Source organism: Bacteroidales bacterium (assembly GCA_013141385.1).
Classification (GTDB): Bacteria; Bacteroidota; Bacteroidia; order Bacteroidales; family Tenuifilaceae; genus UBA8529.
Genome location: JABFRB010000015.1, coordinates 14,738 through 34,908, shown reverse-complemented (window position 1 = coordinate 34,908; position 20,171 = coordinate 14,738). Strand labels below are relative to the sequence as shown.

General features: G+C 38.8%; 12 protein-coding genes. All 12 read right to left on the bottom strand.

Going from position 1 to position 20,171, the window contains the following annotated elements; genetic code table 11:
- Window positions 1–12: 12 nt before the first annotated feature.
- Window positions 13–2,691: a PAS domain S-box protein gene (locus HOO91_08235; GenBank protein NOU17531.1), complete on the bottom strand. Its 2,679-nt coding sequence runs from the start codon at window positions 2,689–2,691 to the stop codon at window positions 13–15.
- A gap of 140 nt (window positions 2,692–2,831) precedes the next feature.
- On the bottom strand, window positions 2,832–3,284 hold the full coding sequence (locus HOO91_08230; GenBank protein NOU17530.1) for a response regulator: 453 nt from the start codon (window positions 3,282–3,284) through the stop codon (window positions 2,832–2,834).
- A gap of 12 nt (window positions 3,285–3,296) precedes the next feature.
- Complete coding sequence (locus tag HOO91_08225; GenBank protein ID NOU17529.1) at window positions 3,297–5,081, bottom strand: PAS domain S-box protein; 1,785 nt, start codon at window positions 5,079–5,081, stop codon at window positions 3,297–3,299.
- Between the two features lie 139 nt (window positions 5,082–5,220).
- Window positions 5,221–6,252 (bottom strand): ABC transporter substrate-binding protein, encoded by a 1,032-nt coding sequence (locus HOO91_08220; GenBank protein ID NOU17528.1) that lies wholly within the window; start codon window positions 6,250–6,252, stop codon window positions 5,221–5,223.
- Window positions 6,253–6,263: 11 nt separating this feature from the next.
- Window positions 6,264–10,568 carry a PAS domain S-box protein gene (locus tag HOO91_08215; GenBank protein NOU17527.1) on the bottom strand — a complete coding sequence of 1,435 codons (4,305 nt, stop codon included), beginning with the start codon at window positions 10,566–10,568 and terminating at the stop codon, window positions 6,264–6,266.
- Window positions 10,565–11,470 (bottom strand): phosphate/phosphite/phosphonate ABC transporter substrate-binding protein, encoded by a 906-nt coding sequence (locus tag HOO91_08210; GenBank protein ID NOU17526.1) that lies wholly within the window; start codon window positions 11,468–11,470, stop codon window positions 10,565–10,567. Before HOO91_08210 ends, HOO91_08215 begins: the two co-directional genes overlap by 4 nt.
- A 165-nt stretch (window positions 11,471–11,635) precedes the next feature.
- Window positions 11,636–12,232, bottom strand: a complete 597-nt coding sequence (locus HOO91_08205; protein NOU17525.1) for a hypothetical protein — start codon at window positions 12,230–12,232, stop codon at window positions 11,636–11,638.
- A 1,120-nt stretch (window positions 12,233–13,352) separates the two neighbouring features.
- A complete protein-coding gene (locus HOO91_08200) occupies window positions 13,353–14,075 on the bottom strand; it encodes a hypothetical protein (protein NOU17524.1) in 723 nt (240 codons plus the stop codon).
- A 132-nt stretch (window positions 14,076–14,207) separates the two neighbouring features.
- Window positions 14,208–15,086 (bottom strand): rubrerythrin family protein, encoded by an 879-nt coding sequence (locus HOO91_08195; protein NOU17523.1) that lies wholly within the window; start codon window positions 15,084–15,086, stop codon window positions 14,208–14,210.
- Between the two features lie 178 nt (window positions 15,087–15,264).
- Window positions 15,265–17,616 (bottom strand): T9SS type A sorting domain-containing protein, encoded by a 2,352-nt coding sequence (locus tag HOO91_08190; GenBank protein ID NOU17522.1) that lies wholly within the window; start codon window positions 17,614–17,616, stop codon window positions 15,265–15,267.
- 288 nt (window positions 17,617–17,904) lie between these two features.
- A complete protein-coding gene (locus tag HOO91_08185; protein NOU17521.1) occupies window positions 17,905–19,374 on the bottom strand; it encodes a helix-turn-helix domain-containing protein in 1,470 nt (489 codons plus the stop codon).
- Between the two features lie 352 nt (window positions 19,375–19,726).
- On the bottom strand, window positions 19,727–20,104 hold the full coding sequence (locus HOO91_08180) for a glyoxalase (GenBank protein NOU17520.1): 378 nt from the start codon (window positions 20,102–20,104) through the stop codon (window positions 19,727–19,729).
- Window positions 20,105–20,171 lie beyond the last annotated feature (67 nt).

Here is a 20,171-nt window from a genome sequence, read left to right as displayed (position 1 = left end):
GATACTAATTTTTTACGGAATTGTGAAATAGAATGTTGTTCCTCCTGCCTTGCCGGCAGACAGGTTCCCCTCTTGGCTTTCCACCCAAATTTTTCCACCATGCTTTTCGATAAATTCTTTGCACAGTAGCAAACCAAGCCCTGTGCTGGGTTCTCCTTCTGTACCTGGTCTATTTGTTCGAACATCGAGACGGAATAGATTATTAACCATTGCACTATTCATCCCTATGCCAGAGTCCTTAATGGCAATTTCAACGCTTTTATTCCCAGTAGTTTTAGCCGAAAGGCTTATTTTTCCTCCTCTTGGGGTAAATTTAACAGCGTTTGAAACGAGGTTCCGAATTATAGATTGAAATGTGAAATTATCAGCAAAAATTTTTAAGTCCTCTGGAATATCACAGGATATTTCAATTCCCTTATTTTTTGAAGGTTCTTGCATTACTAATAAACTTTCATTTACGATCGGGAGCAAAGACATTAACTCAGGGTTAAAAGGAATTAGTCCTTGTTGAATTCTTGCCCACTGAAGCAGATTTTCGAGAAGACGAAAAAGATTAGCGGCTGAATTTCTCATACTTTCTGCAATCCATTGTATTTTGTCTATTGTAAAGTTTGGTGTATTTTCGGCCATTATTTCTGTTAGCCCCAAAAAGTTATTGAAAGGACCGCGTAGGTCGTGAGCGATGATGGAGAAAAATTTATCCTTTTCGGTGTTGAGTTTTATAAGTTGCTCGTTTTTAAGTTTTATTTCATCCTCTATCCGCTTGCGTTCGGTGATTTCCGTTGATATACCTATTGTTCCTTTAATTTCATTATTTTTGTTCCATAGAGGAATTTTTACAGAAAGGAAAAATCTCTTTCCCGTTGCATCCTCAAGTATTTCCTCTGATTCAATAACTTTACCCGATTCCATTACTCTGGTATCCGTTTTGCGAAACTCTTTGCCAACAGTTCCATGAAACAATTCCTCATCGGTTTTTCCGACAGTAAATTCTCGTTTTATGCCGGTAACTTCTTCCCACTTCCTGTTAACAAGTTCGTAATAACCATTGCGGTCTTTTACATAAATAAGTGCACCACTGTTTTCAATCACTTCAGAAAGAAATAGTTGACTTTCCCGCAATGCATCTTCAGCTTGCTTTCTCTTGGTGATATCTCGTACAACGACCTGAGTAGCAGGTTTGGCCCGATAGACCGAGGGTATAGCCGTTACTTCAACATCGAAGATTGTCCCATCGAGTTTAATGAATTTTTCTACGGTGTATGGGGCACTCTTACCTTTCAATGTTTTTTCAACACGTTGAATGACAGCATCTCTATAATCTGGATGAATAAGGTCAAGGATTGGTTTCCCAATCATTTCTTGTGGCTTTTGTGCGCCGAATTGTTTTGCACCCGCGGCGTTGATATAAACAATTTGGCCTTGCTGGTGAATAGCAATTGCATCTGGCGACATTTCGACCAATTGCCGATAGCGTTCCTCACTTTCTAGTAGTGCTTCTTCTGCTTGCTTACGTCTGGTAATATCCCGCCATGTAATAAACAAGGCAGGTTTCCCTTCCAACATCAAGGATGCTATGGATACTTCAACCAAAAAATCGATTCCATCTAACCGGCGATGCATCCATTCAAATGTGTTAGTGCCAGTTTGGAGAGCTTTTCTGATCTTTTCCTTTGCTGCCTCCGATGATTTTTTTCCATCAGGTTGAAGTTCAGGGGAAAGTTTCTCTGGTGGTAGTCCTATAATTTGTGTTCGATTGCCTCGCATCATCACTTCGGTTGCTTGGTTACAATCCACAAAGATACCATCTATGAGAATCAAATATGCATCTGGTGAATCCCTAAACAAGATACGGTGTTTTTCTTCACTCTCTCGTAGTGCTGCCTCAATCTGCTTACGTTTGGTGATGTCGCGGGTAATCCCAACAATTCGATATACGCATCCAGTATGGTTACGTACGGGAATAAGTGTAGATAGAAAAATGCGCTTTCCAGTGAGTAGATCTAATTCTACTTCCTCTTCAATTGGGTGCCCTGCTTCAACGCAGTGCCGATATTTAGCATTTACTATATTGGCGGTTTCTTCTGGAACCGTTTCTTCAATAAGCTTTCCAAGCATAAAGTCGCGATTGAGACCTGTTAATGCCAGAAAAGAAGTATTCATTTCCAGATTACGAAAATGGTAGTCTTCGGTAACCTCGAGCAGGAAAATACCATCAGAAATATTGTCGAACATGTAGCGGTACTTCTCCTCGCTTACCCTTAGAGCTTCTGCTTGTATCTGTTTCCATTCTAACAATTTTCGCTCAGCCCTGTTTTTCGCTTCACGCAATTCGCGTTCAATCGCCGGAACCAAGCGGTATATATTATTTTTCATAATATAATCATGAGCTCCAGCTTTCATGGCTTCCACTGCGGTTTCTTCACCAATAGCGCCGGAAATAATTATGAACGGTATGTCAATTCCTGATTCGTTGGAGAGTTTTAATGCCTCTAATCCGTTGAAATGTGGTAAATAGTAATCGGAAAGAATGATGTCCCACGTTTTATCTTTGAGTGTTTCCTTCATTTTTTCGGCAGTTTCGACACGTTCATGTTCAACGTTGTAACCCCCTTTTTTAATTTGACGCAGTACCAAAAGGGCATCATCTTCCGAATCCTCAACAACTAATATCCGCAGTAGTGGTTTCATCTGTTTAAATTTTACTAATTGACTGCTTAACAATAGTATTGTATGTAGTTTTTAATATTGATTTTTAATTGACTCAGATGGAATGTCCATATTTTAATCATCCCTATTGGTCCCGCTAAAGCGGGATGGACATTTCATAATTATAATTCTCCTTTATTAATTGGCGGTCCTTCGTTAATCAGTAACCAGTACAGGCCAAGATGGCTGACTGCCTCTGCAAATTGATTGAAGTCTACTGGCTTTCGAACATAACTATTCACCCCAAAACGGTACCCGTTCACAATATCCTGTTCCTCTTTGGATGAGGTTAGGATAACCACAGGAAGAAGTTTGGTGAGCTCGTTTGCACGGAGCTGACGCAGCACTTCTAGCCCATCAACTCTAGGAAGTTTGAGATCGAGCAAGATTACTGTTGGCATAATCGTAAGATCGCGACCAGAATATTTTCCGGTACCAAAAAGAAAATCCAACGCTTCTGCACCGTCGTGTACCACAGTAACCTCGTTTTTAATATTGTTCTTTTTTAATGCACGAAGCGTTAAGTCGACATCGTCGAGATTATCTTCCACCAATAGAATAGTTTTGTTTGCCATGATTTTCCGTTTTTATGGTATTGTGAAATAGAATGTAGCCCATCCTGCCTTATCGGCAGACAGGTTTTCAACTTCCCCTTCTGCCCATACTTTACCACCATGCCGATGAATGATTCGTTGTACTGTTGCCAGCCCAATGCCCGATCCAGGGAATTCGTTGGTGGTATGCAGGCGTTGGAATGCCCCAAAAAGTTTTTGTGAGTATTTCATATCGAAACCCGCACCATCGTCACGAATGAAATATCTTACACTATCAATTTGTTGCTGCATTCCAAACTCGATACGTGCTGTCGAATGTTTAGAAGTAAATTTCCATGCATTTCCAATTAAGTTTTCCAAAACGATGCGTAATAGCCGTCCGTCTCCCATAACTTTAATTCCTTCCTGAATTACAAACACTGCTTGACGTTTTGGTTGAGCTTCGTGAAGGTTATCAGCAATTTCATGCGCCATTTCGCTTAGGTGTACATCCCGGATATTCATTTCACTGCGACTAATACGTGAGAGGTTTAATAGATCATCAATGAGTTGAGCCATACGTTGTGCTGCAGAACGAACCCGATGTAAATAGGCCTTCCCCTGCTTGTCAAATTTATTTTGATAGTCTTCAAGGAGTACTTGGCTAAATCCATCAATGCCCCTTAATGGTGTACGCAGGTCGTGTGCAACAGAGTAGGCAAAAGTTTCAAGTTCTTTGTTTGCTGCTACAAGTTGTGTTGTGCGTTGTTCGACACGTTGTTCGAGTTCCTGGTTTAGATTTCTGATTTTTTCTTCTGCCTTATTGCGTTCAGTAACATCGTGCATGACTGAACGGCTCATCACAAAATTGCCGTTTGCATCTTTAATAGCTGTGGCGTTTAGTACCACGGGCAAAATAGTGCCATTTTTTCGCGACATCTCAAAATCAAGGTTGTGTACCCAACCACGTTCCTTAAAGCTAGGAAATTCACGCTGAAAGAGAATTAGACCTTTTGGGGTCAGTAGGTCTTGGAATTTTATTTTCCCCACAATTTCTTCCCGTGTATAACCAAGCCATGACAATTCAGTGTCGTTGATCCTCATAAACATGCCTGTAGCATCCAGAGAGTGGTAGCCACATGGAGCATGGTTATATAGATCTTGTATTTCTTCCATCGTTTTGTGGATGGTGGTTGCCATTTCATTAAACCGCTTAACCAGATGGGAAATTTCATCGCCAAGCCTTGAGGGATACTCAATAACAGCTTTTCCACTAGCAAAATCTGTCATGGCAGATTTTAACCGTTCCAGTCGGCGAGTAATCAGAAAATGCATACTGATGCTCAGTACCAACATGATGATAAGGATGCTGGTAAAATAGATAAGAAAATCATTTTTTATAAGATGAAGGCTGTCAGTTTTTTCCAGACGAAGGTCGTAACATACCAGAATCATGCCCCCACGGCGTACTCCAAGATCTCCTGATTGCAGGGGCAATGAGGTCGGAAAACAAGCAATCAGTTCATTTCTATCACTTGTGAACCAGGAGCTACCTCTCATAGTCTGCCTTGCCATTTGCATGGCTGCAATTATCTTCCCATTATTTATAGTGTCCAACCCGAGATATTCAACTTTTAACGATCGTCCGATATATTCACGGCGCGTGGCAGCCAGCACTGTATTCTTTTCGTCGAGAAACAGGGACATCTTTAAATCAGTGTTTACACCAAGCTCGGCAAAGATAGATTGCACCATTTCCAAGTCGTTACGCAGCACCCAGCGTTGAACTTCGGACTGAATCCTGGCAGCCTGCAACGTTTGATTTTTCTTGAAGTCCATTTCGAACTTGGTTTCGTGAATCCGCATCTTAATAACATACAGTATCAGACCGTTACCGATGGCAAATAGCAACAGAAGTATTGGGAGCCAAAACCGTAACGACCGCAATTTTTTGTTATGTGTTAAGAGTGCCATTTTATCACTTTGTTTTCATCGTTTCTTGAAGCACAAAAAGAGGCTTCAGAGGAATATTTTCGCGAAGTAGACCCGACTCTATCATCACTGTTTTAAGCAGCTCTGCAACGATTAACAGTTTGGGCGCATTACCCTTAAGTAGGATATGGTTTTCCTGCTCATCCGGGAAATGGATTCGTTGTAGCGAGGACTCAAATTCATCTGTGGTCATCTGCTCACGTATAGCCATAAAATTAGCTGATTCATGGGGAGACTGGCGTATCTGTTCCAATGCCGTAAACCATGCTTTCCGTAGGGAGATGGCTCTTTCTGGATGACCTTCCAGATAATCACGGTGGACAACCAACACATCCACAATCTCACCCGGCATCATGGAACTGTTGAACAAATCCACCGCACCTTGTTCCAAGAGTTTGGTGCGAACAGGTTCATAGGTCACAACTGCGTCAACAAGACCATTCTTGTAAGCTGAAAAATGTTTTTCAATTGGGAGATACACAGGTGTAACATCTTTCATGGTAAGGCCTGCTTTTTGCAGGGTGCGGATGAGCATATAAGCTTCTACAGCACTTACTTCAACTGCGATCCGTTTCCCCCGTAATTCCGAAAGACTTTTAATTTCCGGACGAGCCAGCACTGCGTCTGCGCCACGGGACTCATCCATGACAAGTAGGATCACAGGATCCATCCCATCCTGTATAAGGTAGAATACTTCATCCAGAGTAAGGCAGGCGGCTTCCAGTGTGCCGTTGCGAAAGGCACGACCAACCTCCGAACCGTTTGAGAATTCTACCAAGCGAAAATCTCTTTCATTCAAACTTTCAATATGTCGTGCCAAAAACAACGGTTCAAATCCGGGCCATACATGCATTCCAATGCGCATGGGCTGCAAAGGTTCGTTCACACAAGCCGTTAAGGCCAATAAGGCCATGAAAATTAATATAGGAATGGATATGTTGTTTTTCTTGAGTACCTGTTGGATGAGTCGTACGTATTCAAGATTATCTTCTACCAATAAAATAGTTTTGTTTGCCATGATATTACTTTTTATGGTATAGTGAAATAGAATGTAGTTCCTTTTTCAACTTCCCCTTCTGCCCATACTTTGCCTCCATGCCGATGAATGATTCTTTGCACTGTTGCCAATCCAACACCTGTGCCTGGATATTCAATCGTGGTATGTAACCGTTGAAACACGCCAAAAAGTTTTTGTGCATATTTCATATTGAAACCAGCTCCGTCGTCGCGAACAAAATACACGGCTGTATCATTTTGTTGTCGTGTACCAAACTCAATACGTGCCGTTGGATGCTTTGAAGTAAACTTCCATGCATTTGCAATGAGGTTTTCCATAACAATAAGAAGGAGTCTACTGTCTCCCTGTACTTCAATTCCTTCATGAACAATAAATTCAACCTGCCGATCGGGTTCGGTTTCTTTAAGATTTATAGCAATTTCCTGAGCAATATTACTCATATTCACCTGCTGAATAATTAATTCATTACGGCTAACTCGTGAAAGGTTCAGCATATCATCGATGAGTTGTGCCATGCGCTGCGTTGCAGAGCGTATACGATGCAAGTAGTCTTTCCCTTGTGCATCAATCATATTTGAATAATCTTCAAGAATAGCCTGGCTAAATCCATCTATACTACGGAGTGGTGTACGTAGATCATGTGAAACAGAATACGAAAATGCTTCAAGTTCTTTATTTGCCGCTTCCAGTTGCGAGGTACGTTCAAATACGCGTTTTTCGAGTTCTTGATTTAGTTTCCGAATTTCTTCTTCCGATTGTTTTCGATCGGTGATATCCTGCGCAGTTCCACGCAGACCTATAATCTTGCCTTTTTGGTTGCGTTTTGTTTCACTGCGGGCAGTGATCCAACATCGCGTTCCATCTGCTCGTGCAAGTTCCAGGTCAAGTACATAAGGTTCACCTGTTTCCATATTTTTCTTCACTGCTTCGTCAAGCAGTGCAGCGCTCTCAGGTGTGTATGCCTTTAAATGATCTATGTAACCTGGCGGGTGCTGTGTCGGATCGAAACCATATATACGATAATACTCTTCGGACCATATAATGGTGTCTGTTAATGCATCCCAATCCCAACTACCAAGTCGGCCTAAGCGCTGTGCTTCTTTAAGGCCTACTTCACTCTTGATTAAGGCATTTTCTGCCTGTTTGCGCTCGGTGATGTCCATCATAATGAGATAACCAGCAATGATCTGCCCGTTATTATCTAAAATTGGTGTCCCACTTACCAACTCATAGCGAATAGTTCCATCCTTGCGGAGAATGTATCGTTCTTCCCCCTCTGTTTTAATTCCCTTAAGACTTCGTACCAATGGTAGTTCTTCAAGAAATCCCTCGTTACCCTGTAGATCAAAGTCTCGGAAGGAGATCTTAAGATTCATCAGAGGTGTATTGGTTAGGTCAGGTTCATCATCAATGCCCAAAAACTGCCGGGCGGATGGATTGACATAACGGATCGTAGCATCTGGCATAGTTACCAATACCATAGGCACTGGTGATTGCATTATTGTCTGCTCAAGAAGTATCTTTGCCGTCCGCAATGCTTCTTCGACTTTTTTTCGTTCAGTGATATCTCGTGCTACAAATTGAATGGCTTTTTCTCCTTGATAATTGATTTGCATTCCTCGTAACTCAATATCTATTTCTGTTCCATCGAGACAAAGGAGTTTTTGCTCATAAACCTCCGATGATTCGCCCTCAACTAAGTCGGCTTGCATCCTCTTTTGGGCAATTTCTCTTTGTTTTAAAGGCACAAACTCCAAAACCGATCTACCAATAATCTGATCAGGGTTTGAAGCTCCTGCCAATTTGACACCAGCATCGTTGATAAAAACCACTTTTCCATACTGGTGTATAACAATCATATCCTGTGAAAGATCCACGATCTGATAATAGTGTTTCTTGCTTTCTTGTATAGCCTCTTGGCTTTTCTTATGTTCGGTAATGTCTATCACTGTAGATCTGCTCATTAAATAATTCCCTTCATTGTCGGTGATGGCTGTTGCACTGACCAGTATAGGTAGTATGGATCCGTTTTTACGGATTAATTCGAATTCAAGGTTTCTCAATTCGCCCACAATCTTAAATCGTGGAAAATTTTCCCTAAAGGTTTTTACACCCTCTTCTGTAAGCAGATCGGTAAATTTCATTCTACCAATCACCTCTTCGTAGCTATAGCCCAGCCATTCGAGTTCAGTCTTGTTTATCTTGACAAACACCCCATCCTTATCTAGCGAATGATAACCACAAGGTGCATTATTGTATAGATCCTGTATCTCTTTTAATGCTTTGTGTAGCACCTCTTCAGCCTCTTTCCGTTCAGTAATGTCGATAAAAGTTACAATTACTTGTTTTATTTCATCTTTCTCATCAAAAACCGGATCAGCATTGACCAATACCCATACATCATTTTCATTGTTAGGACGGTGTATACCAACTATGTAATTCCTTAACACCTGTCTGGAAGCCATCACACGGTTCACTGGATATTCTTCCAAAGGCATAATGGACATATCTTCTCGAAAAAAATGCCATGCCGGGTCGATTGCTGTTTTACCCCATAGTTGATCTTCGGTTAAACCAAGCAGTTCCTGTGCTTTGACATTGCAAGTTATTATTTGGGTATTGCCACCATGTACTATAATTGCTGTCTGAATTTTCTGAATCAATGACCGATATTTTTGTTCGCTCTCTTTTAGCGCTTTTTCTGCCTGCTTGCGATTGGTTTCTGCTTGGATAAACTCAAATGCAAAGGATATATCAATTGCCATTTCATCGAGAAGTTTTATATCCCCTTCCTGAAAAAAATCAACTTCATCGGAATACAGGTTAAAAGCGCCAATAGCCTTTTCGTTTACAATCAAAGGAAAAGAAGCGGAAGACTTGTAGTCGTATTTTAAAGCATTGTTCCGCCAGGGTGCCATACTGTCGTCAATAACAATATTGTTGGATATTTTATGCTTACTTGTTTTAACAGCGATCCCGGTAGGTCCGTTGTTTCTTTTCTCATCACTTAAATCAATATTTATTTCTTGGAGATAATTGCCTGTATCGCCATACGATGCTACAACATCTACTTTTTTGGACTGAGTGTTCACCATACCAATCCAAGCCATTTGAAATTTGCCATACTCAACAGCAATGCGGCAAGCTTCCTTCATCATTTCCTCAGGTTCGTGTATCCTTACAATTGCCTCATTAATGTTGCTAAGCACCGAATAAATCCGGTTGAGTTTTATAATTTGTATTTCATTTTGTTTTTGTTTGGTAATGTCGCGTACAAAAGCAGTTATCCCGACAATTTCTTTGTTTTGAAAGATAGGATTCCAGCTGAATTCATAATAAATATCGGGTTCAGGTTGATGTTGTATTTCGGAAAACGCTTCCCCGTTCAATGCCCTGTCCATACTTTGTTTTGCTAGTTCTCTTAATTCCTTAATTTGCATACATTCAAGCAGATTCATCCCTATCTTGATATCTACTTTCCACACCTTTTTCATTTCAGAACGGTGCTTCTCATTAAAAGCAGTGTAACAATATTCTTTATCTAACGAAAAAATAACGATATCGCTGGGACTGTTGATTAACGCAGAAAGTAATGTGTATTGAGACCCTAACGTGTCTAACATAATATTAAACTCGGCTGCAATTGAGGCGGCCTCGTCCGATCCTTCAATATTGGATCGTGCTGTTGAATTACCAGTTCTAACCTTATTGATTGTATCCTGCACTGCATAGAGCCTTCGTGTGATTCTTCTACCCATAAACCAAGCGATAAGCGACCCGATTACAATTGCAAAAAAGGCATATAATATACCGGTATATATAATGTGAGAAAGTTTCTCTCCTATTTTCTTGCTGCCAATACCAACACGTACCCAACCTATATGCCGATTGTTGAGTTGTGCCGGAACAACTATATCTACTAATGCTGGTGTTTTAATCAATATGGTATCGTGGATTTTATTAGGTAGGCCAAGCAAGTAGAGCCCCTGTTTTTCATGGTCGGTATGAGCAAGTATAAGACCACGCTCATCTGTGAGTATTGCATACTGAAGTTCGGGATAAAGCCTTTGCGACTCAATGAGTTCCTGTAGGCCAGAAATGTCGTCTGATTTGATCCAGACTGCTGCTGAAGTAGAAAGGGATTGAGCCAATGCGGTCGCTTCATCAGCTTGACGGTCGAGGAGCAAAGCACGCTGCCTTACAGTAAGATCCACTATAAAAAGTGTCATCATTACTGCATGGATTGATGCTACCCCTAAAATAAGGCGGCCACGGAGTGTTCCTAACATGAAGTTTCTTATTTTTCCTAGTCTCATTTCAATTCAATTTTTCTTACTTCCTTCTCAAACCGGTCTACATAAGCACGCACCACGTCATAGTCTTTGTCTGAAACTATAAAAAAACGAGCGGTTTCCATACCTGCAAGTATTGCTTTCCCTTGGTCAGTTTCATGAAGTTCTGTCAGGAGTTTACGAACCTGCTCTCCAATTTCAGCTGGTATATCGTTGCGCATCATTACCGAATTATTGATAAGAGGTTCTGTTTCCCAAATGACCTTCAGTAGGGCTGCTTCACGGGGATGGTTTTTTTGAAAATTCCTCCAGGGAGGTGGCCATGTAGCCCCGACAGCAGTTAACCCAAGATACACATTCATGATAGACGATTCTTGCGAACCAACATACCGGTTTTCAATGTCGGTAGAAACATTGATACCCGAGAGATGGAGAAAATACTGGGGCATAATGCAGGCGGCCAGCGCTGTGGAAGCCGGGTAACTTACAGTTTTGCCTTTCAGGTCGTGCGGCGTTCGGATGGGGTTATCTTTGCGCACAATGAAGATACCTTTGAAATCACAGGGTTCTCCAGCCATAGCAATAACGTGGTATCCGGCCTTCATCGCTTGGAGGGTTTGCCATGGATTGGGCAATAGAAACTCCGGTTTCCTGGCTTTGTACTTTTGTTCGTAACTGGCATAATCACGTGATGCCTCAAGGGTGAACCTGACACCTTCTACCTTAGGGTTTAAATAGTCAATAAGTGGCTGGTAAGCCTGCATAAGTTTATTTGGGTTGTGCAATGGATGCACCGCAAAACTAAAAACAGATATTGTGCTATCGTCCGGAGACACACTGTAATGCGGTCCGGGGTCTCCATGCTTTTGCACGCAGCTTGCAACAAGCAGTGTGAGTAATGTGAAGTATTTCTGATATTGTTTCATCAACCTTTTTTTACTTTCCTTTCAGTGTAGATGTCTTTTCTCAATATATTTATGTACAATTTATTATTTCTAATATTTTTCTACAATTTACTTCTTTAAGGAATTGTAAAATAAAACGTCGTCCCTTTTTCAATTTCCCTTTCAGCCAGTACAGTGCCACCATGCCTATGTATTCCCCGCTATAAATTCCTCTGGTTTTATATAAAATGGGTTACTTACTACTTGCCCCTGAGCTATCATAAAAGGGTGCACTTTAAGCACATTGAACAGTGCCGCCCCATTAAAAAGACGGGCGTCATACTGGCACATTCCGGTGTGGGGAAAAGTTGAGGTAACACTGTTAAGCAAAACTTCATATTCTAGCAATTGGTTAGAGCCAGAAATGTCCTTAAGGGTACAAGTCATTTCACCACAGGCATGCGATTCCTTATAACCAGTTTTTTTTGCCTCATCGTATCGGAGTATAGATCCATCGATCATTTTCTGCGGTAGTACGAACTTACTATCCGGACAATAGGCTTTTTCAGCCTTTGATATGCTGAACGATCCGGTTTTTTCAGTTTCAGATAGTTCCATTCCTATGCCCAAAAGCCAGGATCGAACTGTTTTGGGTGTGGTTTTGTCAGTAAAATAATGAACAAGTTCACCTTTCCTGAGTCCTTCTGCAATATAATCGGCAACGATTTTTTGACGCTGCTCCTCGTTTTCATAGATTAGACAAACGTGGCACGATTCAGGAATATGCTTTTTCGAGGATTCCATCGGGAACTCTTTTTTTAATTTGCTCACAATAAGCCTCCTCCTTTTTAATGTTGAAGAATTTTCTCTATGGAGAAAGTAATAAAAAGACCATCGAATGATTCTTTAAAGATTTTCCGGTACTTCTCTTCACTTTCACTGATCTGTTTCATTTGGCCAAGATAAAATGTTTTCTATGATAATATTTTATCTATCAAATTATATATCCATATGCCACCACAATGATATACCACGCCATCAAGTGCTAGTAACTCGTTGTTTATTGTCGAACACCGTTCCTGATAAAGAAATTGCTATACTTCTTATCAGAGCCTTGAATATGTTATTCAGTCTTTCAAGAAACTGGTTATTTCAAAAGATACAATAACTTTTCCACTATTCAATTTTTCTTCTAAGGCTGTTGCTTTTTAGATGAATTTATCATGCTCATTTTTATGAGCCACATAATCAGGGTAACAAAATTGTTTTCTGTATTGAAATGCATTTGCGTATACTCCTTTATCCGGTTGATTAACTTTGAAATGTTTTCATCATTCGAACGATTTTTACTAATTTTTTAAAAGATGTCTTAATTAACGTGAGTTCGATATAAGATTTCATTGGCTCCACCGAGTTCGCAAGCTCGGTTCTGAGCGAAGTGAAGGAACTAATTATCTAGAAAACAAATGATTGCTTTCGGCGAATTCTTCGGATTTCACTTCGTTCAGCATGACAAGGCAAAAATCTATTGCTATGTTGATAATTAAGATGTTATACTTAGATCGAATTTACGTTAATTATTCTTTTTTATCGTGCAAAATTCAAGGAGAAAAACCAAATTTAAGAATATTGTAGGGCAATATCAAGTTAATTCATTGTTTTAAAACAGCAGTGAAAAATTGAATTTCAATTACCAACTAGGGTATCTTAGGCCGGAAAAGAGGAGAGGAAGAAAGGAATAGTATGAAAGTTGAGATTTTAGTACGGATTAGTTTTGCTGAACTCACTTTGGACAGTGCAAATCCACACTAGCAATAAAAGCACGGAAAACTTAATGGTAATATAAAACGTACTGGTTATTGCTAATATCTACTAGGTAGATTTTTCGAAGGTCTCCTTCAACACAATTATTTTCTAATAAAAATCAAGAATTGCTAGAAATACTTGATGTTTTATCGATGAAAATTTGATTGCTGATTATTGAGAATCCTAGTTTCGGAATATCCTTATCCAATTCTTTTGCTAAATCTACCTCACGGAAAGTAAAGCTAAGTATTGGATTTTTCTCAATTGTGCTGCCTGTAGAGTCTTTCATATCGGTGTACTCCCCGCACGAATATTGATACACGATTTCGAAATTGAGATTGGTATCAAAGCCCGCTTTGTACCAATAGATTTTTTTATCATCGATGCGGAATTTTGTAAAATTCACATAATCTTTTGCTGGGTTGTTATAGTACTCGTTCTGCCAATAGCTGAGATTCCATTCGCCATTCATAAAATCAAATAGATGTTTTTTACAGAACTCTATAATGGGTAGTTTATACAGGTCGTTTGTTGTTCCGATGTATAAAAAAGAATCGTGAATAAATAGGGAGTTAATTTCTTCGCTATATCCAATTGGCTGAAAGTCAGTTCCATTTATGGAGATATAATTCTTCCCATCTATTGAAATATTCATATTTCCCAACGATACTTTTTTAGATGAGCGTTGTGCTTCGTTAAAACCATGAGCGTATTTTTCCCATGTATTCCCTTTGTCAATGGAGAAATAGGTGAGGTTTTCATTGGTGCTGGCAATCAGGGTGTCACCTATGCTAGTTGCTGATGATATTTTTATGCAACCCGCAGGGCTGAGTCTAGGCAAATTGCTTGTTGTTAATGCCAAGTAATAATATCAAAGCAAAAACTAGTTTGAATTTGGAATTTGTATAACCTGTTTGCTTTGAAAATGGGTTGGACATGTTGTCAATAGTTGGTTTGCTTTTTGAGGATGAATTTAGATATCAATACCCAATGCATTCCTTACCAAAAATCCAATACCGAACGTTAATGCCGATACTCCAAGGCTTATCAGTGCCATTTCGGTGAAGCGGCGTTTAAAGTTAAGATCCTTAGCAACGGATATATAGTAGTTGAACCCAAATATAATTAGAATTGCAGTAAATAGGGTGAGCCCAAGACAAAGTAGGTAGTGATTGAATAGCAGATAGGGTAGTATTAAAAGCGCAACTGTTAGAATGTATGCCGTACCTGTATAAGTTGCTGAACGTGCTGGGTTTTTCTCAGTATTATCGGCTTTTTTTGATAGATAATCAGATGCAGCCATAGAGAACGAGGCGGCGATACCAGTAATAAGCCCAGCCATTGCAATTAGCTTAGTGTTTTGCAGTGCTAGCGATAATCCAGCGAGAGCACCTGTAAGCTCAACAAGCGCATCGTTGAGCCCAAGTACTATTGAGCCGGCATACTGGAGGCGCTCCTCATCAATCATTCCAATCAGCTCCTTTTCGTGGATATGCTCCTCATCCATTATCCTTTTTGCCTCTGGGATATCGGTTAACATGCTGTTGTACGTTTCTTGAGCCTTGTTTTCCCCTACTTCCATTAGTTTAATACCGAATGTAAGTCCGAATACACGCGATACGAAATAGTACCATTGCACCTTAAGCATGTTGGGTTTTACCTCCTCGTTGGTGTAACTCTTCCAAATCTCGTAATGATTTTTTTCTTCATTGCCAATACGTGCTAGGATTTTGGCATTTTCAAGGTCTTTAATAACCTTCGATAGTTTTGTGTAGATGTAATACTCTGAGATTTCACTTTTCTGAAACCCTTTAATCATCTCAATTTGCTTTGGTGATAAGTTATTTGTCATAGGATAGGCTGTTTTATGAAGCCCAAATTTAATGTTTTTAGGAGTTCAATTAGAAATTGTTTAAATTTCTTTAGGTTGATATTTATACATATTAAGACAGGTAGAGGCCGGTTATTAATAAAAAAGAAGCCTTACATATTTCAGTAAGGCCTCCTTTAAAGAGTTATTGTTTAATACTTTATTTCACTAGTAGTTTTACAACTTTTACCTGATTTTTTGCAACAAGTTTGCATAGGTAAAGTCCAGGTTTTAAATCGCTTGTATTATACTGTATTGATTGTTTTCCAGTAAATAGTTGACCTTTAAATACCTTAGCCACTAATTGACCTGCAGAATTGTAAACGCATATTTCAGCGCTAAGTTCTTCGGGCAGTGTTACATTTATATTGACATTACCATTTGATGGATTTGGTGAAACAGACATATCAATTTCATTGTTTTCTGGTAATGTTGTGTTTTGGAATTTAGCAACTGCAGAAGGAACGTATGTAACATATTCGGTTTCTAAAACATAAACGGAATATCCACGGGCAGGTGCTTCAACCCAAACACGTCCGTCGGCTTGAACTTGTACACGTGTACCAGTAAAAGCATTCTTTAGCCATAAATTAGCCCAATTTGTCCATCCTGATGTGTAATTGTTTACCCATAGCCCTTTTGTTTGGCTATCGTTGTTGTTTATAACAACAATTGCTCCGCTCTTTGTTCCATTACCAGCTCTGCGGGCAACATAAACATTATATGCATCGGCAGAAGGGTAGGGGTTACCATCAGCGGATAGTACTGTTAATCCACCACCCAAATAGGTTTTACGGGCAAACATTAACTTTTTGATATCATCCTTTAAAGCGGTAGGAGGAGTTACTTGGTTGGTAGGATTGCTATTTTCCCAATCTTGTTCTGCAACAGCGTAGAAATGGTTGTAGAATACGCATGGACGACCTTCGTGGGTTAGGATATATGCATATCCAATTTTCCAATCTTTTGTTACCCATTGCCCAGAATTTTTAGCATTATCGTGGTTGTCTAGGAATGTACAAACTTTAGTTCCTGGTACGGCATAACCATCATCGGCTCTAACCATTCCTGAATGATCAAGCCATCTCATATCAAAATTGCCACCGTTACCATTACACATATCGTGAAGTTTGGCTCTTAAAGGGAAATCGAATATATTAACAGTGGCTCCTGATGATGCATTACCATCTACCCATTGTTTTAATCTCATCCTGTTTTCTGTCCAGTATTCACCAACTATCCATCTTTGGGTAGTTCCACCTATTTTAGGTAGGTTATTAATCCAACTTGCAACGTATGGTATTTGGAATCCTCTAACAAAATCTAAACGATAACCATCGAAGCCAATTGTGTTGGTTAACCATGTTCCCCAAGCATTCATCCTGCTTTGAACGGTAGCGCTATATGTATTAAAGTCATTACCGAACCATCTTTGATTTGGAATAATATTATCGGTACCATCATCACCGCCTAACCAATCGGCAGCATCAACTGGATGATAATCAGCCCAACCCCACTGGAAATTTGCTTCACCAGCACCAGTATGGGTTACATAGGTTGTTTTGGTTGGAGTGCGTGCTTCTAAAGTGGTAAGAGCTAGGTTAGTACTATTATACCATACATTTACTGGGTAATAACCTCTTGTTTGATCTGCCCATGCCCATGCCCAAGGGTTTGAGGCTTCTCTCATTGCAGTAAGTTTAATAACTATAGTTTTAGTAGCAGTTAAAGTGATTTTGTACTCATCAATATCTCCACTATAGTCAGCATGAGCCCTTTTAGTTCTTCCGCTTACAGTAATAGTGTTGAAATTACCACCACCATTGTTGGGTTCGGCTTCCCATTCACTTGGATCAGTTTCAGCTGAACCTAGCCAGTTTACATTTAAATTGTAACCTCTTTCACCTAAAACACCTGCCCAGTCGAGATTATAGCCTTTAATCTGGATATAATAATCACCGGCTGCAGCATTAGGTATAACCCATTTAATATCGCTTGTTTGGTAAGGGAGAAGACGTTCTGCTCTCACATACGCTTTGAGTCCAGCGTTTGCCTCTTCATTCTGAATTCCGCTAGCATCACCAAAATTGCCGTAGGTATGGTTTAAAACGATATCGGCATATACATCTATTCTGGGTGATGCATGTGCTGCAGAAAGAAAACTCAATAATTCCGCTTTACTTCCATAACGAGTTTCTGTAGAACCCTTTTGGTTATATGCACCTAAATCATATTGATCATAAATACCGTAACCTACATCAATGATACCCCAATTACCTTTGGAAGGTGGAGGAGACCATAACGAGGTAAACCCTGCATTTTTTAATTCGGTCATTTTCCCTGTTAAATTCGTATACCATGTTCCATTTTTAGTGGTTTCATTAACAGGAACATTCCAATAAAAAGCCTGCATCATAACATCATTCTGCGCAATACTTACAATTGATGTTAATAGTACAATAACCCATGCAGAGAAAATCTTTTTAAGGGTGATAAAATTGTTTTTTTTCATGTTAAATTGGTTTAGTTTATAATATCTAGAGGAATGGAATAATTACAATGCAATATTAAGCTATAACTGTATTGTAAAACGACTTAATTTATAAAATAGGACTAACTTTTAATGGGGAATATGGATTATTTTAGAATTTAGGACTTAATTGGAGGTATTGATTTGCCCCAGGTGATTATAAAAATGATTGAAGGTGATATATGAGCAAATGTAAGTTGCAAGTTGCTAATTATGGTTAAAACAAAAGATTTGGAAACAAGGAGCTATTATAAAAGCAGTTCATCAACGTTATTTATCTTTGATTATATTGAATTTTTGCTTCATGTAGTTGCGAGGTGAAAGCCCTGTGTTTTTTTTAAAAACCAAATTAAAGGTCGATTTTGAGTTAAAACCAACTTCGTAGGCTAAAGCGAGGAAGGTATAGTTTTTATATTCCTCGGAAATTGACATGGCGATGAATTCCTTAACACGATATTCGTTTATAAAATCTCTGAAATTTTTATTGTAATGTTCGTTAATCATTTTTGATAGAATATGAGGCTTCGTATTTAGTAAGTCTGATAGTTCTGCAATATTAAGTTCGGGATTTTTAAATGGTTTTGATGTTTTCATCAGCTCAGTTAGCTGGGTTATTAAATTGCTAGCATCGTTAATTGGATGTTGTACTACCTTATCGCGAAGTATTTCTGGAAATTTCCAGTAATAAAAAAATTCAACAAAAATGATAAACGAAAGGATAATCAAAACTATTTCGAATTTAATTTGTATTCCCAATGAAAGACCCGTTGTAAGGCGTAGAATGTTTATGCATAAAAAAAGAAGAGCAATGATGCTTGTCAAAAAGATGATATTGATTAATTGAACTTCTTTTGGTGTTTTATCCTCATTAGTTTGTTGGTTTAATTGTAAATACTTTACTGCACAAGCATGGTAATAAATATTTACACCAATCCCCAATAACATCACAATGGTGCTCCCTAAAGTTAGATGAAGATTTATTTCTTTTGATAGAAACATTAAGGGTTTAAAATTTATATACCTTAATACGACGAACAAAACAATAAAGAGTACAGGGATATAATGAATAAAGATTTTTTTTGGCGGTTTATGTAAACGTAATGTGTTTATGTAGATGAATAATGTTGGACCCCAAGTAAAGAATAGCACGTAACCCAACATGGCAATGTGCGACTGCCAAATTAGGTTTGTTATATTATACATTACACTACCTAGAAGTGTAATTAGAAGAATAATGTTTGATATTAAAAAAGTAATGAATTTTGATCTGTTGCATTTTTGGATTCGATATACCAAAAATAATAATGTTAAGCCATAGAAAGCTGCGGCGAACAGAAATAGTATTAAGTAATTAAAATGCTTGACTCCACCAAGGTCCTGCCAGTTTAATATTTTCACATAAACTGTTTTTCCATTGCCATAGGTAAATACACGATTAGGTAAGTTTTCATTTCGTTCGCTGGTTTCTACCTTCATCCAATTCCCGTTTCTTAAAAATTTAAATTGGATAGTTCCGGTATCAGCAGGAAGGGTAATAGAGTAATTTCCATTTAGCTGTGGATGCAGTAAATATTTCTCATCGTGAGTATTCCAATTATTAAAAGACCCACAAATAAATATGCTGTCCTCTTCGAGGGTTGTACTAGGGAGCGATTCTATAATAAAAGTGACCTGTCCTTGAACCGTATAAAATATCGAGTTGATAATAATAAACAAAAAAATGCGTAATCTCTGACTCATAAAATTATAGTTAAGAGGTCTGCTTAAAAACTATCTTGGCAGCTGTTGTTTAGCTTACACAAACATACAAAAATTGATTATCCATAGAATCGTTTTTCCTTTAATAATACTTTATAGATTCTGTAAATCAAACACTAATTTTAGCAATAAATCATTAAGATGGAAGGCTATTTTGTAGGATAATGTTAACCTAGATAAAGTATTACCTCTCTTTTCTTTGTAAAAAGAAAGGTTGAAAGGTTAAAATAGTTATAAAAATTTGATGGTAAGTTAAATATAACAAGAAATGGGCTATTCACAGTCCATTTCTTGTTATAATATTAGTGGAAGTGAGGTCTGATTTTGTTTTAGGCTACTTCTCATCCTCAGCAAAGGTAAGTATGTAGTTATTATTGTCGATAATTGAAAATTCGGTTGCACCGTAGAATGTCTTTTCAAGTCCTTTTAAAATGGTGACTTTGTCCTTTATTTTCTCATAGAATGCTCTGATGCTTTTTAGTTGAATGTATAGTAAAAGGGAACCACCATCTTGTCTTTTGATTTGAGGCAAATCGTTGCCAAGACTGGCAAAGGTTTGGAACATGAATGTTGTGCTACCGCAGGTCATTAAAACAAATATTGGATTTTCCTCATCGGGAACGGCTGCATTTACTTTGAATCCTAGTATCTCATAAAATGCGATTGTCTCTTTAATGTCCTTTACAAAGATGTTTGGTGATACACTTTCCATATTTATTTGTGTTTGATTGTTCAACTTACTTTCTTTATCCTTTTCCTCTCCAAACCATACAACTGCA